Raw genomic sequence first — 18,529 nt, 5'->3', positions numbered from 1 at the left:
GTTCGATATGGATCGGGTCGGCACCCGTCGATTGGCACTCGCAATCGATGAGTGCCAAGTCTAGCCCACCGACCTCGCGGAACAGCCCGCTCGCGGCCACCGCGTCGCCCCGATTCAGCCGTCGGCGGAACCGAGCAGCCGATGCACCACGGTGTCGGCGAGCAGACGACCGCGCAGGGTGGGGATGATCCGGCCGCGGATCGCCGCCGGACCGTCGATGAGTTCGCTCGCGATGAGACCCGGAATCGCCCGCCGCTCCTCCGGGCGGAGCACCGAGGCATCGAGCCCGTCCGAGATCCGGGTCTCGAGTAGGATCCGCTCGGTCCGCCTGGACTCGGCGTCGAGCGTCTCGCGGGCGTGCGCCGGCGAGATGCCCTCGGCGATCCGCTGCGAGTACGCGGCGGGGTGCTTGACGTTCCACCAGCGGACGCCTCCGACGTGGCTGTGCGCACCCGGGCCCGCGGCCCACCAGTCCTCGCCCGTCCAGTACGACAGATTGTGACGGGATCGCGTCTCGGACGTGCGCGACCAGTTGCTGATCTCGTACCAGCGCAGACCGGCCTCGGCGATCCGCGCGTCGGCGAGTTCGTACATCTCGGCATGGAGATCGTCGTCGGGTGCGGCGACCTGCCCGCGCTTGATCTGCGCCGCGAGCTTGGTCCCCTGCTCGATGATGAGCGCGTAAGCCGAGAGGTGATCGGGTTCACAGGCGAGCGCGACGTCGAGCGATCGCTCCCAATCGCCGATCCGCTCGCCCGGGGTCCCGTAGATCAGGTCGAGACTGACTTGCAGGCCCGCCTCCTTCGCCCATTCGACGACCAGCGGGATGCGCTCGGGGGTGTGCGTGCGATCGAGGGTGGCGAGCACGCTCGGCACGGCGGACTGCATGCCGAAGCTCACCCGGGTGAACCCCGCATCGGCGAGCGTGCGCAGGTAGGCGGCGTCGACCGAGTCGGGATTCGCCTCCGTCGTCACCTCCGCTCCGGCGGCCAGCCCCCACTCGTCGCGGATACGGCCGAGCATCGAAGCGAGGTCGCCGGCCGGGAGCAGCGTCGGCGTCCCGCCGCCGAAGAACACGGTCGAGACCCGCCGTTCGGGGAGGCCGGAGTCGCGCAGCACGCGAGCTCCGAAGGAGAGCTCGGTCGCCGCCTCTGCGGCGTACCCGGCCTGGCTCGCTCCCCCGCCGAGTTCGCTCGCCGTGTAGGTGTTGAAGTCGCAGTAGCCGCAACGCACCCGGCAGTAGGGCACGTGCACGTAGACGCCGAACGCGCGATCAGACGCGCCGTCGAGCACGCTCGCAGGAAGGGAACCGTCGGACGGCGCGGGATCGCCCTCCGGAAGGATACTGGGCACGCCTAGCCCTTGCCGCCGCGCGACTTGCCGCGATTCTTGCCACCGTGCGGCTTCGAGCCGGGCGATTTGCCGCTCTGGGCTCTGCCTTTCGATTTGCCCCACGACTTCGCGGTCACGGGCGCCGGGTCATGCGGCTCGTCCTGAGCGGGCTCGGAGTCGGCGGGCGCGTCGACGTCGGTGGGCGCGTCCGAATCGGCGGGTGCATCGGGCTCGGGCTCGGGCTCGGGCTCGGGCTCGGGCTCGGGCTCGGGCTCGGGCTCGGGCTCGGGCTCGGGCTCGGGCTCGGGCTCGGGGCCAGGATCCACCGCGGCGGCCTCAGCCGCAAGGGGGTCGGCCGTCGCCTGCGGTTCGGCTTCGAGCAGCGGTGCAGGCTCGGGCGCCGCCTGCGGGGTGCTCGGCGCGGACGCCTGAGGGAGGTCATCGGACTCGGTCGACTCGACCGCAACCGGCGAGGATTCTGCCGGAGCCGGGGCGTTCGACGCGGGTCCCGCACCCCCGGTCAACCCGGGCGCGGGCACCGTCGGGGTGGCATGCACCGCCGCGGGCTCACGCTCGGACGCGGCCGCCTCGACGGGAGCCGCGTCGGGCACCACACCCGGCAGCATCGCTTCGAGGTGCTGCTTGGCACGCCCGATCGCGGAACGGATCTGCGAGCGTCCCTTGAGCGCGCTGGTCGACCCGAGGAAGCCCCGGGTGACGCCCCAGACGGTGTCGTCCGAACGGTGCTCGACGAGGAACAGCTCCTCGCCGATCGCGCCGTTGTCGTCGGCCGTGCCGATGGCGAAGCCGACGCGGTCGGCCTCGTCGATCACATAGACCACTCGGATGCGGCGGGACTGCTTGCCGCCGTTGCGGCTGATCGTCGCGGTCGTGCCGGAAGTCAGGTACGGCTCGCCGTCGGGACCGAAGTGGTCCTCGCGCGCGGCGGGCGCCTCCGCCGAACCCTGCTCGTCGAAGGTGAGCCCCGCGTACTGCCCGCCGTCTCCACGGACCACGTCGGCGACGGTCTCGCCGGATGCCCGGTGCGCACCCCAGGTCATGAGCAGACTGACCGCGGCCAGGAAGCGCTCCTGTCCGCTGCCGATCAGCAGCGACTCTTCGAAGGGGGTGGTGCCCTCGGGCGGGAAACGGAGCAGATCCGGCGCGTTCGACGCCCCGACGGCGGCATAGGTCACCGGCATCGGCACGTAACTGCTGCGCCGACTCACTTCGTCTGCTCCTTGCCCTCCACGTCACCCGAGAGCGCAGCGATGAAGGCTTCCTGGGGCACCTCGACCCGGCCCACCATCTTCATGCGCTTCTTGCCCTCCTTCTGCTTCTCGAGCAGTTTGCGCTTGCGGCTGATGTCGCCACCGTAGCACTTGGCGAGCACGTCCTTGCGGATCGCGCGGATGGTCTCGCGGGCGATGACGCGCGCGCCGATCGCGGCCTGGATGGGCACCTCGAACTGCTGACGCGGGATCAGCTTGCGCAGCCGTTCCGCCATCATCGTGCCGTAGTGGTAGGCGTTGTCGCGGTGCACGATCGCGCTGAACGCGTCGACCTTGTCGCCCTGGAGCAGGATGTCGACCTTGACCAGATCGGCCTCCTGCTCGCCCATCGGCTCGTAGTCGAGACTCGCGTACCCCTGGGTGCGGCTCTTGAGATGGTCGAAGAAGTCGAACACGATCTCGCCGAGGGGCATGCTGTAGCGCAGCTCGACGCGCTCGCCGAGGTATTCCATGCCGAGCAGGCTGCCGCGCCGGCTCTGGCAGAGCTCCATGATCGTCCCGACGTAATCCTTCGGCGCGAGGATCGCGACGCGGACCATCGGCTCCCGCACGCTGGCGATCTTGCCATCGGGGTACTCCGACGGGTTGGTCACCGTGATCTCTTTGCCGTCCTCGCGCGTGACCTGGTAGACCACGCTCGGTGCCGTCGCGATGAGATCGAGGTCGAACTCGCGGCGCAGGCGCTCGCTGATGATCTCGAGGTGGAGCAGACCGAGGAATCCGCAGCGGAATCCGAAGCCCAGGGCGACCGAGGTCTCGGGCTCGTACTGCAGGGCCGCGTCGGAGAGCTTCAGCTTGTCCAGCGCTTCTCGCAGCACCGGGTAGTCGCTGCCGTCGATCGGGTATAGTCCCGAGAACACCATCGGCTTGGGGTCCGTGTAGCCGGGGAGCGGCTCCTCGGCGGGCTTCAGCTTGGTCGTGACGGTGTCGCCGACCTTCGACTGGCGCACGTCCTTCACGCCCGTGATGAGGTAGCCGACCTCGCCGACGGCGAGACCGCCCGTGGGGGTCGGGCCAGGGGCCGAGACGCCGATCTCGAGCGCCTCGTGCTCGGCCTTCGTCGACATCATCTGGATCTTCTCGCGCGGCGTCAGCCGGCCGTCGACCATGCGGACGTAGGTGACGACGCCGCGGTAGGGGTCGTAGACCGAGTCGAAGATCATCGCGCGGGCCGGCGCATCGGCCTGGCCGACGGGCGCCGGGATCCGTTCGACGACGCGATCCAACAGCTCTTCGACGCCCGCGCCGGTCTTGCCCGACACCTTGAGGATGTCGTCGGGGTCGCCGCCGATGAGGTCGGCGATCTCACGCGAGACCCGCTCGGGGTCGGCCGCGGGCAGATCGATCTTGTTGAGCACGGGGATGATCTCGAGGTCGTTCTCCATCGCCAGGTACAGGTTGGCGAGGGTCTGCGCCTCGATGCCCTGCGCGGCGTCGACCAGCAGGATCGCGCCCTCGCAGGCCGCGAGCGAGCGCGAGACCTCGTAGCTGAAGTCGACGTGCCCCGGCGTGTCGATCATGTTGAGCGCGTAGTCGCCGCCGGCGGCCTGCCAGTGCATGCGCACCGCCTGCGACTTGATGGTGATGCCGCGCTCGCGCTCGATATCCATGTTGTCGAGGTACTGCGCGCGCATATCGCGGTCGGAGACGGTGCCGGTGATCTGCAGCATGCGGTCAGCGAGCGTCGACTTGCCGTGGTCGATGTGCGCGATGATGCAGAAGTTGCGGATCTGCGCGGGGTCGGTCGCAGCCGGCTTGGGCGGATTCACACTTCGTGGAGACATATGGAGGCCATTATTCCAGAGAACCGCGGCTCCCGCGGCCGTTCGCGCTTCGAACGCGCTCCCGCGCGGCGGAGTCTGCGAGGATTGGACCATGGCACAGGTCGTCGCGCTCTATCGTTTCCCGGTCAAGGGGTTCACCCAGGAAGCCTGCGAGGAGCTCACGATCCAGGATGACGGACGGGTGCGCGGGGATCGAGCGTTCGCCTTCCGGTACGCGAACGCGCTCGCGCCGCGCGAACGCGACGGCATGGAGATCTGGTCCAAGTCGAAGGGCCTGACCCGGATGGAGTATCCGGCGCTGACCGCGCTCAAGCTCTCGACCGACGTCTCCGCGGGGCGGATCCGCATCGACGGGCCCGACGGCCTGCACCTGGACGAGCCGCTTACGGACGATGGGCGCGAGCGGCTCTCCACGGCCGTGACCGAGTACCTGCTGGGCTCGGCCGACGCGCGCGGACTCGAGGCCCCCGGACGCCTGCCGCTGAGTCTGCTGGGTGATGCCGATCATTCCCGGTTCCAGGACAGCGCCCGCGGATTCGTCTCGATGCACAGCCGCGAGAGCATCCGCGCCCTCGGCGCGGCGCTCGCCCGCCCCATCGACGATCACCGCTTCCGCTCCAACATCGCGATCGAGGGCGTCGAGCCCTGGGAGGAGATCTCGGAGCTGTCGCGGGTGCGGATCGGCGACCTCGAGTTCGCGCCGCAGGAGGTGATCGGCCGCTGCCTCAACACGCACGCGAATCCCGAAACGGGCGTCCGCGACGCCGAGGTACTCACCACGCTGACCCGGGTGATCGGGCAGACGCAGCCGACCTTCGGGCGGTTCCTGCTCCCCCTTCACAGCGGCGGCACGATCCGCATCGGCGACACGGTCGAGCTCATCGCCTGAACTCCGCACCCATCTCTGCTAAACTCGACTCTTGGCTTGCGTGTGGATCAACACCACACACCCCGCAAGGTGCCCTCTCTCGCCGCGCGGACAACCCGTCAATACCTCTTACCTCGTAAGGACAGAACCCAACGTGGCAAACATCAAGTCGCAGATCAAGCGCATCAAGACCAACCGCAAGGCGACCGAGCGCAACCGTGCGTACAAGAGCGAGCTCCGCACCGTGATCCGTCAGGTGCGCGAGGCGATCTCCGCCGGCGACAAGAGCGCTGCCGAGGCCAAGCTGCAGGTTGCCGCGCGCAAGCTCGACAAGGCCGTGAGCAAGGGCGTCATCCACAAGAACCAGGCCGCGAACCGCAAGTCGAAGCTCGCGGTCAAGGTCGCCGCGCTCTAAGCTCGACCAGCTTTCACAGCTTCCAACAGGCCCCGCCGGGATTCCGGCGGGGCCTGTTGTGTACTCGGGCTCCATACAGCTCCGCGCATCTGGCGCTTCCACCCTGCGCGCGTTTCTCTCGACCACCGAGCGTCGGCCTCGGGGCAGGCTGTTCGGCCTGATGCGGTGTTCGGTGTTCGGCGTGGTCGGCGGGCTGGCGCGGCGTGGCGGACAGGCCGATGCCTGCACCGGCAGCCGCCGCGCCCACGATCGGACGTCGGGCGTACGGACGCTCGGAACCCGACCCGGCGCGCATCGACCACGGCCGTCTCGTACGTGGCCCGGTGGGAGAGCATCTCCTCGGAGAAAGCGATCCGTCGCGAAACTCTGCGGCGAGAAGCTCTGCAGCGAGAGCCGGTCGAGTGAGGTCCGTCGCTGCCGGAACCGGTGCGACCGGAATCGGTGCGGCCGGAACCGCCGCCGGCGGATTAGGCGCGGCGGGGTTCGCGGCCGCGGCGGGCGACGAAGAGCACGAAGCGTTCCAGCGCATATTCGGGGTCCCGGCTGCCGCCCTTGAGCAGCCACTCGGTCTCGGCCGCGAGATCGATCGCCGCCGCCAGGTGCTCCTCGCTCCACGCCCGGCCGTCCTTCACCGCACGTTCCGCCTGCCAGGGTGCCATGCCCAGGTCCTTCGCGAGCTGCCCCGCGGATCCGCGGGCTCCGTAGGCCCGGGCGATGCCGCGGAGCTTGAAGTTGAGCGCAGCGAGCATGGGAATGGGATCGGTGCCCGTCGAGAGCGCCTGGCGGAGCAGCACGAGCGCATCGGCCGCCTTACCCGCAGTCGCCGCATCGGCGACCTTGAACGCGCTCGCCTCCACGCGCCCCTCGGTGGCCCGCTCGACGTCGTCCTCGGTGATGCGGGCGCCCGCGGTCTCGACGATCTGAGCGCAGGCACCGGCGAGCTCGCCGAGACCGCCCGCGTAGGCGAGGACGAGCTGTCGCACCGCGCCGGGCGTCGCCTGCGCCCCGAGTCGGTGGAACTCGCCCATGGCGAAGTCGTAGCGGTCCTGATCCTTCTTGATCTCGAGGCATGGGATCTCGATCGCGTCTGCGAGCCCGCGGACCTGATCGAGCACGGCCTTGCCGCGCTGCCCGCCGCCGTGGCGGAGCACGAGAGTCGTGTCGTCGGCCGGCTGTTCAAGGTACCGCTTCATGTCGGTGATGAACGCGTCGGAGCACTTCTCGACACCATCGACCCGGATGAGGCGGGGCTCGGCGAAGAGGGAGGGGCTCGCGATCGTGAAGATCTCGCCCGAGGCGTAGCCGGAGGCTTCGAGGTCGTGGACCTCGGTCTCGGGGACCGCGGCCTTGAGCTGATCGCGGATGGTCCGCGCAGCGCGGTCGGCGAGGAACGCTTCGGGTCCGCTGATGAGCACGACCGGGGCGGGCCGCGCTTCGAACCATCCCACCTGAGGGATCTTGCTCTTGCTTCCGCCCTTTGCCGCTGCCACCCCTCAAGCCTAGGGCAGGCCGCCGACATCGTCCGCCCGTCCGTCGCTTCGCCACCGCGCTCCGCCCATACCCGAGCCGCTCCGTCGACCCGAGGCGAGATCGCGATCGCGCCGAGTCGATCCGTGCGCAGCACGACGGCGCCCGCCTGCTCGTAGGACGTGATCGTCTCGACGGTCGGATGCCCGTAACGATTACCCGCCCCCACCGAGACGACGGCGAGTCCCGCACCGACCGCGGTCGCCAACCGTGGATCGTGATCGCGCGAACCGTGGTGCGCGATCTTCACGAGATCCGCCGAGAGGTCGGTCCCCGCTCGCTGGAGCCTGAGCTGCTCCTCGCGCCCGGTGTCGGCGAGCAGCAGCATCGCGAACCCGAGCACCCGCACGCCGAGCACGAGGGAGGCGCCGTTCGAATCAGCCGGCCGCTCGCCGACGGACGGCGCGAGCACCGAGACTTGGATTCCGGAGCGCTCGTCCCGCCTCGCGCTCTCGGGAGCACCGGAGCCACCGGAGGGGGCCGACAGGAAGATCTCGCGCCCCGCGAACCCCAGCTCGACCGGCACCGCGGCCGCGCACAGTTCGCGGAGCACGCGCCGCTCTGCGACGGCTCTCGGGTCGCTGACGCAGGCATCCGGCGCGGTTCCTCCGCCTGTTCGAGCGACGGTCTTGCCGACAGGCGGTGCGATGGTCGCCGAGTCGACACGGTCGATCACCCGCCCGAGCGCACCGACGTGGTCGCGATCGTCGTGAGTGAGCACGAGGCGCCGGATCCGGGCGACTTCGAAGCGCCGAAGGCAGCGCGCGAGCGCCTCGGGATCGTCCCCCGTGTCGACCAGCACGACCGCGTCGGGCGACCGAGGGTCCCGCAGGAGCAGCGCGTCGCCCTGCCCGACATCGCAGGCGACGAACGCCCAGTCGCGGGGCGTGGCCGCGCGTTCCGCGAGTGGAACCGCGACCGTAACCCCCGCTGCGATCCCCGCGGCGCCGAACACGAGCAGCGCGATCACGACGCGCACCATCGTCGGCGCCGCCGGGGCGGGACGCCACGGCGCGCGCTGCCGCACCCGCGCACCTCCGGGCAGCCCGATTACGCCGGAACGCAGTCCCACCGCGATCATCGGAGCGCACTGTGCGGCGATCAGCAGCACCGCGCCGCCCCACCCTCCCGGCCAGTCGAGTCGGGCGAGCGGAAGGGTCTCGCAGACTTCGGCGACGGCGGCCACCCAGCGAGCCGCCCAACTCGCCACCACGACGGCGGCGCTTCCCAGCGGCTCGGATACCCCGAGCAGGAGCAACCCGATCAATCCGATGCCGGTGCCGATCGGTGCCGCGGGCGCCGCGAGCAGGTTCGCGAGGATGCCGGCCAACGGGATTCCCGGTTCGATCAGGAGCAGACCGGGGCCGCAGGCGAGCTGCGATGCGACGCTCATCGCGATCGGCAAACGGAGCACCCGGGGCAGCCGCGCAGTCCGTCGCAGGCGCTCCTCGATCACCGGGACGAGGAGCAGGACTCCCCCGGTCGCCAGCACGGACAGCCCGAACCCTGCCTGCCTCGATTGCCAGGGGTCGGCGAGCACGAGGAGCAGCACGGCCGCGCCAAGCGCGGGCGGCCCGGCCCCCGGCGCTCCCCCGAATCGACTGGCCAGCATCACTCCCGCCATGACCGCCGCACGCTGCACGCTCGGGTCGGGACCGATGAGGGCGACGAAACCGACGAGAGCGAGCCCCGAGAGCACGATCCGGGTGCGGCGCCCGGCGCCGAGGCGCGTCGAAACCCAGGTGATTGCGCCGATCACGAGTGCGCAGTTCGACCCGGATACCGCTGTGAGATGCGTGAGCGAGGTCGCACGCATGCTGTCGCCGAGGCGCTCCGGCACCGAGCTCGTGTCGCCGACCGCAAAGCCCGGCACCAGTTCGGCGCCCGGAACGCCGGCGGCCGCGACGGCGAGGCGGGCGCGGGACTCCGCTAAGGCACCCACGACGCCGTCGAGCGAACCCTGGATCGACTCGACGGCGCCGCGCGCGGATATCTCGAAGGCGGCGCCCGATTCGGGCGGCTGCGCTCGGACCCCGCCCGTCACCCGGACCCGGCTTCCCGGCCCCCACTCGGGCGCGGGAGCTCCGTCCAGCCAGACGAGGACGGGCGCGGCATCGACCGTTCCCCGGAGCCAGGATCGCGTCCCTTCTTCTGATGACCGCGACCCCGGATAGGTGCTCAGCCGCACTTCGACGGTCATCGCGCGGCCGATGTCGGCCGATGCGCTCAACCCGGGATGCCTCCGCTCCTCCTCGAGCACGATCAATCTGGCCCCCAGAAGGAGGAGCGCCGCGGCCCCGATCAGCAGCGCACCGAGCACCCGGGTACGGAACACCCGGGTTCCGAGCACCGAGTCCGGCTGACGCCCGGTCCGATTCCGCCGACGACCGCGGACGTACACGACCGCTCCCATGAGAAGCACCAGCAGCACCGAAACGACGCTCAGCCAGACACCGGCACCGGGCAACGCGATGACGACGGCCGCAAGGGCCCAGGTGCAGAGCGACGGGGCGAGCACCCGCCAGAGCCCCTCGACGCTGCCGGGGCGACGCGCAGCGCTCACCCCGCCCGCACGGCGTCGCGGAACCCGTCGAGCGTCTTCTCACCGATGCCGGGTACCTCGAGCAGGTCTTCGACGGAGCGGAAACGACCGTTCGCGGTGCGCCAGTCGACGATCCGCTGCGCCAGCGCGGGGCCGATGCGAGGCAGCGCCTCGAGCCCCGCGGCGTCCACCTCGTTCAGATCGAGCTGAGCCGAGTCGCCGGGCCCGCCCGCGCCGGCGGAGGCAGTGCCTCCACCGGCGGCCGAGGGATCGGCCGCATCGGACCGGGTCGGGATCAGGATCTGCTCGCCGTCCTGCACGGTCCTCGCGAGGTTGACACCCGCGACGACCGCCTCCTCGGTGGCGCCGCCCGCTGCTTCGACCGCGTCCTCGACCCGCGCGCCCGCGGGCATCCGAAACACTCCGGGGTGTTCGACCGCGCCGATGACGTGCACGAAACGGGGAGCGTCGTCCGGCTGGTCGTGCGGCACGCCCCGCTGCGGCGACGCATCTGCAGCGGCGCGACCCTCGTCCGTGACGCGGTGAACCGCCTCGGCGGTGCTCGGCGCGGCTTCGACGCGGTGCGGCCGGAACCACACGAGAGCGACCGCGACCACGACTGCGATCGTGAACACGGCGATGCCCACGACCATGGGCACGGCCACGGCCCGCCGCAGGTGCTCCCGCACCGGGGTCACCGGCTGCAGGCGCATCGGCGTGGGCGGCGGTTCGGCCGAGAGCTGCGGGCCGAACCGCTCGAGGAGCGCGCGGCGGATCTGGGTGCGGTCGAGCGGAGGCGGTGACGAGATGTGGGACATGCGAACGACCGTAGGTGGGTGGGGCCGCGGTCGGTCGGTTCTGCACAGGGAGCGGAGTGATGCGTCTCGGTGGGCGCGTCCGCGCGGGGGATGCGGATCGAATGGCCGGATCAACTGTATTAGTGTAATAATACAGTGAGACAACGCGTCGCACGAGATTCCGAGAGCAGGGACACCCATGAGGATCGATGACTCCCGCCCCATCTGGGCGCAGCTCGTCGACGAGGTCCGCCGCCTCATCGCTTCGGGCGAGTGGCCACCCGGCGGAAAGATCCCATCCGTCCGCGAGCTCGCGCTCGAATTCGGCGCCAACCCGAACACGGTGCAGAAAGCCCTGGTCGAGATCGACCGCCTCGGTCTCACCACCACCGAACGCACCGTCGGTCGGTTCGTGACCACGGACCGCGAGTCGGTCGCGACTGCGCGGTCCGCACTCGCCGAGACCTCGGCGGATCACTTCATCGACGCGATGAGCGGCATCGGGCTCGAACCCGCCACCGCCCTCGCGCTTCTCGAACAGCGCTGGGCACAGCGCGCAGCACACGGAAAGGACGTGCCATGAGCACATCGATCACCCCGGAGCACCCGGCCGTCGAGGTCGAGGGACTCCGGAAGACCTACCACGGGCGCGACGCGCTCGACGGGCTCTCGCTGCAGCTCGCCACCGGACAGATCGTCGGCCTGATGGGCGACAACGGCTCCGGCAAGACCACCCTGCTCAAGATCCTGGCGGGTCTGCTCTCGGAGTGGGAGGGCGAGGTCCGCATCGATGGGCGCACGCCGGGACCGGAATCGAAGGCGATGGTCTCGTTCCTTCCGGACGCGTCGTTCCTCGCGGACGGCCTCCGCCCCGCGGATGCCATCGCGCAGTACGCGCGCTTCTTCGCAGACTTCGACGAGGCGAAGGCGCGGGAGATGATCGATTTCTTCGCGCTCCCGTGGGACCTGACCCTCAAGGAGATGTCGAAGGGAATGCGCGAGAAGCTGCAGATCTCGCTCGCGATGTCCCGCCGCGCCCGCGTCTACCTGCTCGACGAACCGATCTCGGGAGTCGATCCGGCATCGCGCGATGTGATCCTCCGCGGCATCATCTCCGGATTCGCCGAGGATTCGCTCATGATCATCTCGACGCACCTGATCCAGGATGTCGAGGCGATCGTCGATTCGGTCGTGTTCCTGCGAGGCGGTCGGATCCTGCTCCAGGGCGCGGCCGATGAGCTCCGCGAACAGCACCAGATGGGCCTCGACGCCCTCTTCCGAAAGGTCTATGCATCATGATGTCGGCACTCATCTCCCAGGAGCTCCGCACGAGCCGGCGCATGCTCCTCGGCACGCTCGGCACGATCGTCCTCGTCGCCGCGTTCTCCTTCATCCTCGCCGCGCTCCGCGTTCCGCTGATCGGTTCCGCCGGGCTCGTGGTGGGGATCCTCGCATCGCTCCTGCTGGTGCCCGCGGCGCTCGCGGTCCTCGCGATCCGTTATTGGCAGTCGATGTACGGGCGCGAGGGCTACTTCACGATGTCGATCCCGGTGCGCGGTCGCGGCCTGTTCTGGGCGAAGACGCTGTACGCCCTGCTCGTCGCTGTGGTCGCCGCTGCGATCTCGGCCCTGGGGCTCGCCACTGCGATGGTGGTGCTCGGTATCTCACAGGGGCTCTCGACAACTGCCGCCCTCGAATCGCTCCGCGGCACGCTCGACTCGCTGGGGGCTCCCATGCTCTGGTTCCTCGCGGTCGTCCTGCTCGTGCAACTGGTCTTCGCGGTGCTCTGCGGTGCGGCGATCATGTCGATCGGCGCCGAGGGACGGTTCAACCGGCTCGGGTTCGGTGCTCCGCTGCTCGGCTGGGTCGGACTCTACGTGTTCATGCAGGCCGCCGGACTCGCGGCGATGCTCTTCGTCCCCCTCGGCCTGACCATCGGCGGCCCCGATGCCGGCACCCTCGTCGCGCAGGGCATGCTGCAGGAGTTCATCGACGCGCTCCGGAACCCCGGTGCCGGCGGACAGCAGCAGGTCGACGTGCTGGGTCTCGGCGTCATCCCGCTGACCATCGCGGTGACGGCCCTGCTGGCGTGGTGGGGCGTGCGTTCGATCGAACGGCGCACCTCGCTGCGCTGAACCCGCGAACGACGAAGCGGAGCGGAACCGCGCAGGTTCCGCTCCGCTTCGTCGTTCCGGCCGCCATCGGCGACCGGGGTGGCACCTAGCTCGCGGGCTTCGTGACGATGCTCACGATCTTCGGCACGCGCACCACGGTGTTGACGATCTCGCGGTCGCCGATCGCGCGCTGCACGGCGGGCGATGCGAGCGCCGCGGTCTCGGCCTCGGCCTCGGTGACGGACGCGGGCAGCGTCAGGCGGTCGCGCACCTTGCGATCGACCTGGACCACCATCGTCACCTCGTCCTCGACGAGGAGCGCGGGATCGGCCTGCGGCCACACCGCCAGCGCGACGGTCGGCTCGTGTCCGAGCTTCGCCCACATGTCCTCCGCCGCGTAGGGCGCGAAGATCGACAGGATCATCGCGATCGCTTCTGCCGACTCGCGCACCGCGGCGTCCGCCGCTCCGGCACCCGCGTCGATCGCCTTGCGGGTGACGTTGACCTGCTCCATGAGGCGCGCGACGACGACGTTGAACTTGTACGCCTCGACCAGTTCCGGCGCATCGGCCAGCAGCTTGTGCGTCGCTCGGCGCAGCCCGGTATCGCCCGAGTCGAACGACGCGCCCGCCGCCGAGCCGGACTTCTGCACGTCGTCCGCGATGCGCCAGGCGCGGGCCAGGAACTTGGCCGAGCCCTGCACCGATACGTCGGCCCAGTCGATGTCGTCCTCGGGCGGGCCCGCGAATGCCAGCGTGACGCGCAGCGCATCGGCGCCGTGATCGCGCAGCTCGGAGGCGAACTCGACGAGATTGCCCTTCGACTTCGACATCTTGGCGCCGTCGAGCAGCACCATGCCCTGGTTGAGCATGTCGAGGAACGGCTCCTCGAAGTCGATATAGCCGAGATCGTGCAGCACCTTGGTGATGAAGCGCGAGTAGAGCAGGTGCAGGATCGCGTGCTCGACGCCGCCGACGTACTGGTCGACGGGCGCCCACTTCTTGGCCTCGGCGGGATCGAACGCCTGGGTATCGTCGTTCGCCGACAGGAAGCGGAAGTAGTACCAGGAGCTGTCCACGAAGGTGTCCATGGTGTCGGGATCGCGCGTCAGCGTCTCGCCGGTCTCGGGATCGACGACGGTCGCCCACTCGGTGGCCGCGCCGAGCGGCGAGGCGCCCTTCGGCTTGAGGTCCAGGCCCTCGGACGCCGGCAGCTCGACGGGGAGCGCCGACTGCTCGACCGGACGCATGGAACCGTCGGCTCCGTGGAGGATCGGGATCGGGGTCCCCCAGTAGCGCTGGCGCGAGATGAGCCAGTCGCGCAGGCGGTAGGTCTTGGCTCCGCGGCCCGTGCCGCGCGCTTCGAGCACCTCGATGGCCTTCGCGATGGCATCGGTCTTGCCGAGGCCGTCGAGCTCGCCGGAGTTCACGAGCACGCCGTCGCCCGAGGCGGCGACGCCGCTCTCGGCCGGATCCGCGACGATCTCGCCTTCGGCGTCGCGCACCTCGAGCACGACCCGCACCGGCAGGTCGAACTTGCGCGCGAAGTCGAGGTCGCGCTGGTCGTGCGCGGGCACGGCCATGATCGCGCCGTGACCGTAGTCCGCGAGCACGTAGTCGGCGGCCCAGACCGGGATCCGCTCCCCGTTGACGGGGTTGATCGCGAAGTGGTCGAGGAAGACGCCGGTCTTCTCCCGGTCGGCGTTCTGCCGATCGATCTCGCTCTGCTTCTGCGCTTCTTCGAGGTAGGCCTGGAACTGCATACGCACCTCGGCCGACGCCGAAGCGGCGAGCTCGGCGGCCAGGTCTGAGTCCGGCGCGACAACCATGAAGGTCGCGCCGTGCAGCGTGTCGGGGCGCGTGGTGAAGACCGGGACCTTCTCGGCCCGGCCTTCGATCTCGAACTCGACCTCGGCACCGACGGATCGGCCGATCCAGTTGCGCTGCATGTTCAGCACCTTGGTGGGCCACTTGCCCTCGAGCTGGTCGAGGTCGTCGAGCAGGCGATCCGCGTAGTCGGTGATGCGGAAGTACCACTGGGTGAGCTTCTTCTTGACGACCACGGCGCCGGAGCGCTCGGAGGTGCCGTCCGCCAGCACCTGCTCGTTGGCGAGCACCGTCTGATCCACCGGATCCCAGTTGACCCAGCTCGCCTTGCGGTAGGCCAGGCCCTTCTCGTACATCTTGAGGAACAGCCACTGGTTCCACTTGTAGTACTCGGGGTCGCTTGTGTGCAGCACGCGGCTCCAGTCGAACGACGGCGCGTACAGTCGGAACGAGGCCTTCTGCTGCGCGATGTTCGCGTAGGTCCACTCACGGGGATCGACACCCCGCTTGATCGCCGCGTTCTCGGCCGGGAGGCCGAAGGAGTCCCAGCCGATCGGGTGCAGGACGTCGTAGCCGCGGCCGCGCCAGTAACGGGCGAGCACGTCGCCGAAGCAGAACGCTTCGGCGTGCCCCATGTGGAGGTCGCCCGAGGGGTAGGGGAACATGTCGAGCACGTACTTCTTGGGCCGTCCGTCGTCGGAACGACCCGCGGCGAACGGCTCGAGCTGCTCCCACACGGGAAGCCATCGATCCTGAATCGCCCGGAAGTCGTAGCCTTCGGCCTGCTGCTCGGTCACGCGCACCTCGATCTCTTACTCGCACGCACCCGCTCGGCAGCGGGCGCACAAGTCACCAGGATACCGCGCCGAGCGCGCGGATCAGGGGCACCGCCTTCAGCTCCTTCTCCGCGCGTTCGCGTTCAGGATCCGAGTCCGCGGTGATGCCGCCTCCGGCGCCGACGCGAGCGGTCTCGAAACGCGACGGAGCCGGTCCGGGCTCGGGCGATCCTCCGCGCAGTTCGGCGCTCCGGATCGTCATCGCGAGCTCGGCGTCGCCCCCGTCTCCGATCCACCCGAAGCATCCCGAATAGAGGCCACGCGGCCCCCGTTCGAGCCCGGCGAGGATCTCCACCGCACGGCGCTTCGGCGCCCCCGTCATGGATCCGCCGGGGAAGCAGGATCGGAGCACCTCGGCGATGCCCGCGCCCGGTTCGAGGCGGCCGCGGACGGTGCTCACGAGCTGGTGCACGTGCGCGTGGGTCTCGACCCTGAGGAAGCCGTCCACGCGGACGCTGCCCGGCCGGCAGACCCGGCTGAGGTCGTTGCGCATGAGATCGACGATCATGAGGTTCTCGGCGCGTTCCTTCGGGTCGTGGGCGAGCTCGGTCGCGAGCTCGGCGTCCCGTGCCGGATCGGAATCCCTCCGCCGCGTGCCCTTGATCGGCCGGGTCGTCACGCCGTCCCCGCGGATCTCGATGAAGCGCTCGGGGCTGGCGCTGACGAGCGCACGATCGCGCGACGCGACGACGCCGCCGCGGATCGCGCCGCCCGCCGCCCGCAGCTCGCGGTAGAGGTCGAGCGCGTCGAAGCTCCCCTCGATCTCGGCGGTGTCCGTGAGGCAGAGCACGTAGGCGTCGCCCGCCGCGATCGCGGAACGGCAAGCCTCGACGTCGGCGCGGTAGTCCGCCGCGGTCCGCCGCCACGCGGGCGCCCCCGTGGACTCTGCCGGGCCGTCCGATCCCTTCTCGTCGGCCCGCTCGCCGACCGCCCGGGGCTCGGCGAAGAGGCTGGTCCCGAACCGCGCGATCCACGCGTCGATCGCCGCGTCGCTCTCGCCCCGCAGTTCGGCGGCCTCCTGTTCGTGATCGATCACGAGCACGGTCGATGCCCGCAGGGCGAAGGCGGGAGCCGCGGTGTCGGGGGCCGGCTCGAGGTCGAGCAGCGCCACGCCGAACTCGTACGACAGGGCGACGACCCAGCCGCCGGAGAAACCGCGGCGAGCACCCGCGTCGTTCGAGGGCTCGAGCAGCGCCAGGAACTCCTGCTCCCGGCCGGGCCGGGCGTCGACGACCTGATCGGCCGCGCCGAGATAGCTCGTCCGGGAGTCCCCTGCGGCGGAGCCGTCAAGCCAGAACCAGGCCGGCTCCGTGGACAGCGCCCGCGCGACCGCTTCGGGATCCCCCGGGTACGGCAGGGTGCGAACCGCACCGCGCACCGCTTCGACCATGCAGCCAGCGTAGTGTGGGACGGAGCCAGGGACCGCGCGAGGAAGGGGCAGCGCCGTGACGCATCCGGAGCCCGCACCGCGCGACGAGCTGCTCGTGGCGGATTCCTTCCGCGTGCGGGTCCGCGAGGGGCGAGCGGAGGTCCGCGGACTGAGCCACCACATCGACCGGTTCGTCTGTTCCACCCATCGAGCGAGCGGCGGCGGGCTCCGCGGCCTCGGCAACTTCCTGGACGAGGCACGATTCCGCATCGCCGAGTACGGCGAGGGATTCCCCCGCTGGGAGCTCCGGCGCAGCGGAGCGGATCGCGGCCTGCAGCTGCGCCTGTCGCTGCGGCCGCTGCCCGAGCTCCGCACCGCGATCGAACTGCGCTCCGCGCCCGGCGTCGTGCTCGAGCATCCCGACCGCAAGGGACCGAACATCTCGCGGCTCGCCGAGCTCAATCGGAGCCTCGGCGCCGAGGCCCTGCTGCTCGATCCGCAGCGCCGGGCGGTGGAGGGCGCGACCACGTCGCTCATCTGGTGGGAGGACGGGGTCCTGTTCGCCAGCGAGGTCTCCGCCCGGGTGCCGAGCGTGACGGAACGGCTCATCGACGAGGCCGCGACAGCCTTCGGGATCCCCCGCGCCTCCGCGTCGCTCGAACCGGAGGCGCTCGCTGCGCACGAGGTCTGGGCGGTCAACGCGCTGCACGGGATCCGCCCGGTGAGCGCCATCGACGGCATTATGCCGCCCGCCCCGGATCCGCATCGTCTCGCGCGGTTCCGGGAGGCGATCGATGCGACCTGGCAGGAGGTCGCGCCAGCTCAGCTCCGCATAAAGTGATATCTTTTTAATATCGCACCCCGGCGACCGAAGGAGCCCGCCCATGACCACCACCCCCGAACCCGTCGGCCACGACGGGATCCGCGTCGATATCGCCGAGCGGTCCGCCTGGCACCTCGGCAGCGCGGCCGGCATCACGGCACTGCTGCTCGCCATCATCGGATTCCCGGGCGGCGGCCTCCTGGTCATCGGCGGCGGCGCACTCCTCGACAGCGGAGACGGCGCCGGCGGGGCGATCCTCGTCCTGGGTCTCGTCGTCATCATCGGGGCGGTGCTCATCTGCACGATGCTCACCATCGTGACGCCGGGCCACACCTCGGTGCGGCAGTTCTTCGGACGCTACGTCGGAACCGTCCGCCGCGACGGCATCAGCCTCGTCGCCCCCTTCACGAGCGGGAAGAAGGTCTCGGTGCGCGTGCACAACTTCGAGACCAACGAGCTGAAGGTCAACGATTCGGACGGCAACCCGGTCAACATCGCGGCGATCGTGGTCTGGCAGGTCGCCGACACGGCCAAGGCGATGTTCGCCGTCGAGAACTACGGCGAGTTCATCGAGACCCAGGCCGAGGCCGCGCTGCGGCACGTCGCGACCACCCACCCGTATGACGAGCCGGGCCCGGGCGAGCAGTCGCTGCGCGGCAGCACGGATCTCGTCTCGGCGGAGCTCGCCGAGGAGGTCGCTGCGCGGGTCGCGATCGCCGGCCTCGAAGTGATCGAGGTGCGCATCTCGTCGCTCGCGTACGCTCCCGAGATCGCGCAGGCGATGCTCCAGCGCCAGCAGGCCAGCGCGGTGATCGCCGCCCGCGAGAAGATCGTCGAGGGCGCCGTCACCATGGTCGAGCAGGCCCTCGGCCGACTCGAGCAGGAGGGCGTCGTGGTGCTCGACGACGAACGGCGCGCGCAGATGGTCTCGAACCTGCTGCTCGTGCTCACGAGCGACCAGCGGGCGACCCCCGTCATCAATGCGGGCTCCCTCTACAGCTGAT

14 protein-coding genes and 1 pseudogene are annotated in these 18,529 nt (G+C 70.2%); 7 read left to right on the top strand and 8 right to left on the bottom strand.

Going from position 1 to position 18,529, the window contains the following annotated elements:
* Window positions 1–114: 114 nt before the first annotated feature.
* The 3 genes from hemW to lepA are packed head-to-tail and all read right to left on the bottom strand — an operon-like array spanning window position 115 to window position 4,408.
* Window positions 115–1,353: a radical SAM family heme chaperone HemW gene (hemW, locus tag BMH31_RS11465; RefSeq protein ID WP_099725119.1), complete on the bottom strand. Its 1,239-nt coding sequence runs from the start codon at window positions 1,351–1,353 to the stop codon at window positions 115–117.
* 2 nt (window positions 1,354–1,355) lie between these two features.
* Window positions 1,356–2,561, bottom strand: coding sequence for a DUF1990 family protein (locus BMH31_RS15590; protein ID WP_241898257.1), 1,206 nt, complete (start codon window positions 2,559–2,561; stop codon window positions 1,356–1,358).
* Window positions 2,558–4,408: a translation elongation factor 4 gene (gene lepA, locus BMH31_RS11450; RefSeq protein WP_099725120.1), complete on the bottom strand. Its 1,851-nt coding sequence runs from the start codon at window positions 4,406–4,408 to the stop codon at window positions 2,558–2,560. Before lepA ends, BMH31_RS15590 begins: the two co-directional genes overlap by 4 nt.
* Before the next feature lie 91 nt (window positions 4,409–4,499).
* On the opposite strand from lepA, the gene BMH31_RS11445 reads away from it, so the two are divergent.
* The gene (locus BMH31_RS11445) at window positions 4,500–5,297 is read left to right on the top strand and encodes an MOSC domain-containing protein (RefSeq protein ID WP_099725121.1); all 798 of its coding nucleotides are present in this window, start codon (window positions 4,500–4,502) and stop codon (window positions 5,295–5,297) included.
* A gap of 133 nt (window positions 5,298–5,430) precedes the next feature.
* Window positions 5,431–5,691: a 30S ribosomal protein S20 gene (gene rpsT / locus BMH31_RS11440; RefSeq protein ID WP_099725122.1), complete on the top strand. Its 261-nt coding sequence runs from the start codon at window positions 5,431–5,433 to the stop codon at window positions 5,689–5,691.
* Window positions 5,692–6,158: 467 nt separating this feature from the next.
* Here rpsT and holA read toward each other — a convergent pair whose 3' ends face one another.
* The 3 genes and pseudogenes from holA to BMH31_RS11425 form a co-directional block, all read right to left on the bottom strand.
* Window positions 6,159–7,106, bottom strand: a complete 948-nt coding sequence (gene holA / locus BMH31_RS11435) for a DNA polymerase III subunit delta (RefSeq protein ID WP_342586344.1) — start codon at window positions 7,104–7,106, stop codon at window positions 6,159–6,161.
* Window positions 7,107–7,903: 797 nt separating this feature from the next.
* A pseudogene (locus BMH31_RS15765) lies at window positions 7,904–9,034 on the bottom strand (ComEC/Rec2 family competence protein); the annotation flags it as partial.
* Window positions 9,035–9,777: 743 nt separating this feature from the next.
* On the bottom strand, window positions 9,778–10,578 hold the full coding sequence (locus BMH31_RS11425) for a helix-hairpin-helix domain-containing protein (RefSeq protein ID WP_241898256.1): 801 nt from the start codon (window positions 10,576–10,578) through the stop codon (window positions 9,778–9,780).
* A 178-nt stretch (window positions 10,579–10,756) separates the two neighbouring features.
* Here BMH31_RS11425 and BMH31_RS11420 point away from each other — a divergent pair, with 178 nt between their 5' ends.
* Genes BMH31_RS11420 through BMH31_RS11410 form a run of 3 tightly spaced genes read left to right on the top strand, consistent with a single transcriptional unit; the run spans window position 10,757 to window position 12,692 of the window.
* Window positions 10,757–11,140: a GntR family transcriptional regulator gene (locus tag BMH31_RS11420; RefSeq protein ID WP_099725125.1), complete on the top strand. Its 384-nt coding sequence runs from the start codon at window positions 10,757–10,759 to the stop codon at window positions 11,138–11,140.
* Window positions 11,137–11,856: an ABC transporter ATP-binding protein gene (locus BMH31_RS11415; protein ID WP_099725126.1), complete on the top strand. Its 720-nt coding sequence runs from the start codon at window positions 11,137–11,139 to the stop codon at window positions 11,854–11,856. The genes BMH31_RS11420 and BMH31_RS11415 overlap by 4 nt, the downstream gene beginning before the upstream one ends.
* Complete coding sequence (locus BMH31_RS11410; RefSeq protein ID WP_143469862.1) at window positions 11,853–12,692, top strand: hypothetical protein; 840 nt, start codon at window positions 11,853–11,855, stop codon at window positions 12,690–12,692. Before BMH31_RS11415 ends, BMH31_RS11410 begins: the two co-directional genes overlap by 4 nt.
* Window positions 12,693–12,777: 85 nt before the next feature.
* Here the strand turns inward: BMH31_RS11410 and leuS are convergent, their stop codons facing one another.
* Together leuS and BMH31_RS11400 are read right to left on the bottom strand one after the other, a co-directional pair.
* A complete protein-coding gene (gene leuS, locus BMH31_RS11405) occupies window positions 12,778–15,294 on the bottom strand; it encodes a leucine--tRNA ligase (RefSeq protein ID WP_099725128.1) in 2,517 nt (838 codons plus the stop codon).
* Between the two features lie 52 nt (window positions 15,295–15,346).
* A complete protein-coding gene (locus BMH31_RS11400; protein WP_099725129.1) occupies window positions 15,347–16,723 on the bottom strand; it encodes an anthranilate synthase component I family protein in 1,377 nt (458 codons plus the stop codon).
* 55 nt (window positions 16,724–16,778) lie between these two features.
* Between BMH31_RS11400 and BMH31_RS11395 the strand changes: the two genes are divergently transcribed.
* Both BMH31_RS11395 and BMH31_RS11390 read left to right on the top strand, forming a co-directional pair.
* Window positions 16,779–17,543 carry an aminotransferase class IV gene (locus tag BMH31_RS11395; protein ID WP_099725130.1) on the top strand — a complete coding sequence of 255 codons (765 nt, stop codon included), beginning with the start codon at window positions 16,779–16,781 and terminating at the stop codon, window positions 17,541–17,543.
* Between the two features lie 43 nt (window positions 17,544–17,586).
* Window positions 17,587–18,528: an SPFH domain-containing protein gene (locus tag BMH31_RS11390; protein ID WP_099725131.1), complete on the top strand. Its 942-nt coding sequence runs from the start codon at window positions 17,587–17,589 to the stop codon at window positions 18,526–18,528.
* Window position 18,529: the final 1 nt, after the last annotated feature.

This window comes from Leucobacter sp. OLIS6, from assembly GCF_002752355.1.
Classification (GTDB): domain Bacteria; phylum Actinomycetota; class Actinomycetes; order Actinomycetales; family Microbacteriaceae; genus Leucobacter.
This window is presented reverse-complemented; position numbering and strand designations above follow the sequence as displayed.